This window comes from Aequorivita sediminis (genome assembly GCF_032080575.2).
Taxonomy (GTDB): domain Bacteria; phylum Bacteroidota; class Bacteroidia; order Flavobacteriales; family Flavobacteriaceae; genus Aequorivita; species Aequorivita sediminis.
Window position 1 is genome coordinate 47,869 of sequence record NZ_JAVLSO020000011.1, and the last position, 6,687, is coordinate 54,555.

The 6,687-nt window shown below is 36.8% G+C and carries 4 protein-coding genes; all 4 read right to left on the reverse strand.

Annotation, left to right across the window (positions count from 1 at the left end):
• Positions 1-21: 21 nt before the first annotated feature.
• Positions 22-1,290 carry an acetyl-CoA hydrolase/transferase family protein gene (locus tag RT250_RS12865; protein ID WP_313115220.1) on the reverse strand — a complete coding sequence of 423 codons (1,269 nt, stop codon included), beginning with the start codon at positions 1,288-1,290 and terminating at the stop codon, positions 22-24.
• 244 nt (positions 1,291-1,534) lie between these two features.
• The gene (locus tag RT250_RS12870; RefSeq protein ID WP_313115221.1) at positions 1,535-2,131 is read right to left on the reverse strand and encodes a thioredoxin family protein; all 597 of its coding nucleotides are present in this window, start codon (positions 2,129-2,131) and stop codon (positions 1,535-1,537) included.
• A 401-nt stretch (positions 2,132-2,532) separates the two neighbouring features.
• A complete protein-coding gene (locus tag RT250_RS12875) occupies positions 2,533-4,095 on the reverse strand; it encodes an NAD(P)/FAD-dependent oxidoreductase (protein WP_313115222.1) in 1,563 nt (520 codons plus the stop codon).
• Positions 4,096-4,320: 225 nt separating this feature from the next.
• The gene (locus RT250_RS12880; protein ID WP_313115223.1) at positions 4,321-6,162 is read right to left on the reverse strand and encodes a 3-ketosteroid-delta-1-dehydrogenase; all 1,842 of its coding nucleotides are present in this window, start codon (positions 6,160-6,162) and stop codon (positions 4,321-4,323) included.
• Positions 6,163-6,687 lie beyond the last annotated feature (525 nt).

Sequence of the window (6,687 nt, forward strand, 5' to 3'; positions counted from 1 at the left end):
ATTCATTTTATAAGCTCGTTCTTAGTGATTAAATCTTTTTCTAGCTTCTCTTTCTAAAAATTCTCTATGATCTGGGTGAGCGATTGAAATAAGTTCTTTGGCGCGTTGTTCGATACCTTTTCCAAATAAATTAACTACCCCGTACTCGGTAACTACATAATGCACGTGAGCTCTAGTGGTTGTAACACTTGCTCCTTCTTTTAAAAATGGAGTAATTTTTGAAATACCTTTGTTTGTACTTGAAGGCATAGCTATTATTGGCTTCCCTCCTTCTGAAAGTGATGCCCCTCGGATAAAATCCATTTGCCCTCCAACTCCTGAATACTGATACATCCCAATACTATCTGCACAAACCTGTCCGGTTAAATCAATTTCTATCGCGCTATTAATAGCTGTCACTTTTGGATTACTTCTAATAATTGCTGTATCGTTAGTATATGCAGCTTCTTTGAAGTGAATATTGGGGTTATCGTCTATAAAATCGTACAATTTTTTAGTCCCCATAGCAAAGCAAGTAACGATCTTGCCTGTTTTTATTGCTTTTTCTTCTCCTGTAATAATCCCTTTTTCAACAAGAGGAAGTATTCCATCGCTAAACATTTCGGTGTGAATTCCCAACCGTTTATGATTCGTTAAATTATGCAAAACTGCATTAGGTATATTACCTATTCCCATTTGTAAAGTTGCACCGTCTTCCACCAATTCGGCTACATTTCTACCTATAATAGATTCAATTTCAGAAGGCTCGCCTATTGTAGCAGCGTATATCGGGGTGTTTACCTCTACACCATAGTCTATTTTTTTAATATGAATAATCCCATCTCCGTGAGTTCTTGGAACGTTTGGGTTAATCAGGGCTACTACATGTTTTGCAGTTTGAATAGCTGGTAAGGTTACATCAACTGAAACTCCTAAGGAACAATACCCATGTCTGTCTGGAGGAGACACTTGAATAAACGCTACGTCTAAAGGAAGAATACCTCTTCTAAACAGCAAATGAATTTCACTTAAGAAAACTGGAGTATAATCGCCATGCATGGAATTTACACCTTTGCGAACATTATCTCCAACAAAACAACTATTAAGGCGAAAGGCTTGAGTATATGGTTCTACAGTGTATTTTGCTTCTCCGTGCGTGTGAATTTGAACTATTTCAACGTTTTTAAGTTCTTGGTATCGCTCACATAAAGTGTCTATCAATAAATTAGGCGTCATTGCTGCCCCTTGAAAAAATACGCGATTATTAGATTTTACTATGGATACAGCTTCTTGAGCAGATACAATTTGCATGGTTTTTTATTTTGTTACAAAGATTGATAATGTATTAGATTTTTGAAATGATATCTGTCAGATTTTTTTCAAAAAAGCTAAGACCACTTTGCTGCTAGATTAAGTCGGGATTGCAGTTATATTAGTTTAATCCAATCCGTCTAGTCTCTAAACTCTAGATTCATGGTTCTTGGTTCTTTGTTCTTGATTCTTGGTTCTTGGTTCTTGATTCTTGGTTCTTGGTTCTTAGATGTCCTTTCTTAACTTAAGCTCTAACAGTCAAACTATTTACAAGGTCATTTATTATTGAAACACCTTTGTCCTTATTATACCACACTTGTATAATTTCTTTAAAAGCGTCGTCAATTTTTCCTTGCTCTTCTTTATAGTCTGAAACAAGTTTAGTAGCTGCCTTGGATCGCGGACCGAAGGTTTGAAGTACATTCATTTCCTCATCAATCATAATTACAATAGGGATAGATTGCGAACCATTAGTAAGAAACTGATTCATCAATTCAAGATTATCATCTCTAAGCACAATTTTTAATTCGATATTATCAGCTTCTTGAGCAATTTTATTTAAAAAAGGAAGTGTTTGCGCTGCATCTCCACACCATGGTTCACTAATAACCAGCCATGTTTGTTTATTAGAAACATTTTTAAATACCTCCATAGCCTCTTCCGAAACCTTTGCAGTTTTATCCAATCTTTTAGTGCGGCTATAATTTAGTTTTGTATAATCGACCTTCATTTGGGAGAATTCCCCTGTAGTTCTTTCTTCTTGTACCAATTGTTTGAAAAGCATGTTATACTGTGTATAATCCATTGCATTATTTATCGACTTTTCTAATAATGCTTTCATATTTCTTCTTTTAATGAATGCAAAAATAAGCCTTAGGTTATAAATTAAGAATGATAAATGTCAAATGTTAGGTTTTAAGACGTGGGTGACTAAATTTTAGATGTTAGATGTTAGATGTTAGAGGTTAGATGTTAGATGTTAGAGGCTAGATGTTAGATGTTAGATGTTAGATGTTAGAGGCTAGATGTTAGAGGCTAGATGTTAGAGGTTAGATGTTAGATGTTAGAGGCTAGATGTTAGAGGTTAGATGTTAGATGTTAGATGTTAGAGGCTAGATATAATGTGGAGAGAGTCTAAATTCTTGGTTCTTGGTTTTAGGTTCTAGGTTCTAGGTTCTTGTTTCTTGTTTCTTGGTTCTTGTTTCTTGGTTCTTGATTCTTGGTTCTAATTTCTAAGTTTGGCTATTCGGTGCTTACTTGTTTTCTAACTATAGCATCAACACAATTAATTCCGTCTATGGCTGCAGAAATTATTCCTCCGGCGTAGCCAGCTCCTTCTCCGCAGGGATAGAGCCCATGAATTTCGACGTGTTGTAGGGTAATCGAATCTCTAGGCACGCTAATAGTTGAGGATGTTCGACTTTCGGGTGCGTGAAGTACGGCTTCATTAGTGTAATATCCATTCTTCTTTTTTCCAAATGCAACAAAAGCTTTTTTTAGTTTTTCTGCGAGTAAAGCTGGTAGCACTTCATTTAAATCGGCTGCAACAATACCTGGCTGGTATGATGTTTTTGGGAAATCGGTGGAAACCTTACCTTCTACAAAGTCTATCATACGTTGAGCAGGGACTTTTTGTGTTTTACCTCCCGCTTCCCAGCATCGTTTTTCTACATATTTCTGAAAATCTAAGCATACAAATGGATCATCTTTTTTGTAATTCGGTAAATCTGTAGGTTTTACACTTACCACAATTCCTGAGTTTGCATAAGGGTTATTTCGTTTACTTGGGCTCCAACCATTGGTAACAACTTCGTCTTGCTCGGTGGCACAAGGTGCAATTATTCCACCTGGGCACATACAAAACGAATATACACCAAAGCCATCTATTTGTTCTACTAAGCTATAACTCGCTGGAGGTAAATAAGGGTTATCGTATTCTTTTTGATATTGAATATGATTTATAAGCGTTTGTTGATGTTCTACCCGAACGCCAATCGCGAAACCTTTTGCTTCAATTTTAATGTTATTGCGGTGAAGTAGGTAGTAAATATCTCTAGCGGAATGTCCTGTTGCTAGTATCACATTATCAAACTCAAACCAATTTTCATTATTAATTTGAATAGCCTGAATTGCGGTATCGTTAATCTTAATATCGGTAAGTTTGGAGTTAAAATGAACCGCTCCCCCATTTTTTATTATCTCCTCCCGCATAGAAGCGATTATCTTTGGCAGTTTATTGGTACCTATATGTGGGTGAGCATCTACCAGTATATCTTCATCTGCTCCAAAATGTACAAACCACTCTAATGCTTTAAGCACATTGCCACGTTTTTTACTTCGGGTGTAAAGTTTGCCATCGGAATATGTTCCAGCCCCACCTTCGCCAAAGCAATAGTTACTTTCGGGGTTTACTTTTTGAAGTTTATTAATAACGGCCAAATCTCTTCTGCGTTCACGTACATCTTTACCGCGTTCGAACACTACAGGTTTAAATCCGGCTTCTACCGCTCGTAAGGCTGCATAAAGTCCGGCTGGACCCGCCCCAATAATGGCTATTTTCTTGGCGTTGTGAACCTTTTGTGGTGTATAAGGTGGTATTGGTTCGCGAAGTTCTTCAAGTAGCCACAACTCTATTTGAAGGTTTAGTTTTATCGGACTATTGCGCGCGTCGATAGATCGTTTGCGAATTCGCCAATCTCCAACTTCGTTTTTTCGAAGGTTCTGCTTCTTTAAAGCAAGTGTTAAAATAAAATCTAAATCCTCTAGCTGTTGTGGAGAAACCGCAATTTGTACAATTATACTCATGAGCCAAAGGTAAGTGATAATCCGTCAGTTTTTATATGTGAAAATACCTAGAAGTAATTTTTTTTTAGACAGCTTTTTGGAAACGCAAGTCCTTATTAAAATAGAGCAGTTACAATTATTTTTTGCATTAGCAAAGCTCCACGTTGAGAGGAAAATTAATTGTAATCCTACTAAAAATAAATAACGACGCTAATATTAGCGTCGCTACCATAAACACAATTAATTTTAGGCTTCTACTTGTTTTAAGCTAGCGGCGTGTTTTGCTACGATATGGCCAAATACTAGCCCTTGACAAATAGTACCTCCGGCCCCTGGATACACTCTACCAAAAATATTCGCTGCGGTATTTCCTATTGCGTATAGTCCTTCTATTGGAGTTTTATCCTCACCCAAAACTCTACCGAGTTCATCTGCTACCAAACCACCACAGGTTCCTAAATCTGAAAGCACAACTTTTACGGCATATAATTTTCCTTTAAGTGGCAGTAAATTAGGGTTTGGTTTAACCGTTGGATCGCCGTAATATCTATCATAGGCACTTTCTCCTCTATTGAAGTCTTCGTCTTTCCCAGCCTTGGCCAACATATTGAATCTGGCAAGTGAGGCTGCAAAATCTTTTTCGGGTAAACCTGTTAATTTTGCTAGTTCCTCAACAGAATCTGCAGTAAAAGCAATCCCAGCATCATACCATTCTTGTGGTAATTTAGCTCTCGGGAAAACTGAACCTCCAAGAATATATCTATTGCGGTACGTTTGGTCGAATACCAACCACATATCCCCAATAGGATCCCCAATTTTTTCATCTGCTAAAAGCTTTTGACCAAAACTCATATAATCGGTAGCTTCATTTATAAATCTTTTTCCTTTGGAGTTTACCATAAAGCTTCCAGGCAAGGAGCGCTCTGCCAAAAGCACCATGGGCTTTTCACCTTTATTAACCGGAGCGATGGCTGGGAACCACCAAGATTCTTTCATAAGATCTATATTGGCTCCAATTTTTTGAGAAAGTAAAATAGCATCTCCTGTATTCCCCTCCGCTCCAAGGCTATAATTACCTAACGATTTAGATTGGTATTTTTGACGCATGGGCATATTATGATCAAATCCACCCGCGGCCAACACCACTCCCTTATTGACTTTTATTTCTATATTCTTACCTTGATGTGCTACAACTGCACCCACAACACGCTCACCGTCCATAAGTAATTCCACTAATTTGGTGTTTGTAGCTATGGAAATATTATTATTAATTGCCCCTGCAAACAATCCAGCAGCAATTGCTTGCCCTCCAGCAACCAAATTTTTTCCTACTATTTTACCTCCTACTCCCTGGAAAAGTCTTTTAAAAATTATAGGAAATGCCTTAGTAGGTCGACGCATCATTAGGTTTATCCACTTATAATCAAAGCCTGTTACGGGCATTGGTAATGATGCTTCCATTAATCCAGGTCTAAATCTTTGGGTTTCCTCGCCCAATGTGTTTAAATCGAAAGGTTCGCACTCGCAGGTTCTTCCTAAGGCATCACCGCCCGGTTGTTCTGGATGATAATCTGAATACCCTTTTGCCCAAAAAAACTTCATTGGCGTAGTGCGGCGGAGCATTTCTACAGTTTCCGAGCCATTGTCTAGGAAAGATTTCCATCGTTCTTGTGGTGCATCATTTCCTACTAGGGTTTTAAGATAATTCTCTGCTTTTTCAAGGGTATCTGTAGATCCATTTTCGGTAAGCACGGGATTCGCAGGAATCCAAAAGGCACCTCCCGACAATGCTGTAGAACCACCAACATATTCGGTTTTTTCAATAATTAAACACTTTAAATGTTGTTCATTGGTAGATAATGCCGCTGAAATTCCTGTTCCCGTACCCACAATAAGCATATCTACCTCATTGTTGGCTGCAAGTAAATCGGCTGTATTTTTCATTTCTTTCATGGTTTTGTTAGCTTTTAAATAATTAAAAATAGAGTTATATTCCTCTGAAATAAAGGCGTTACTAAAAATAACAACCCCACTCAAAGTTTCAAACCTTTTTAAGATTTTGTCCTCTGCATCGCAGCGTTGTTTCATCGAAATGTAATATAAGCTTATAAATTCACCATGACTATGAGATAAGTCAATTAACATATTAATAACAATTGTAATCACGAATCCTAGCTAACAATAATATTTTAGGAATAATAGCTGATTTTTTAAAATTAACTAATTATAAACATCTTTTTAATTCTAAATATTTTGTTAATATTGTATAGTGTCTAATTATTGCGATGAATACGTCTTTAAACGATGCATCAAATTGGTGAATCGTCAAGTTGTAGTTATTTATATAGTATAATACACTAGTCATTTTGTATATCACGAGATATAAAAATTAGTGATATACAACCAAAAGATATACAAAATGATCAATTAAAAAACGCTGCTCTCCCCTGTATTTACGGAGATTTTTAAAAAAACTCTTGTACTGGATGGGCTTGTTTAAAATTAAGTATATTTACGTGTTGTGTGCAATAACCCTTGCTTGCTAGGTTATTTAAAAAATCAGTAAAGCGCGCGAATTTGGAAGGAAAATAATCAGTATTTTATGGTAGGACT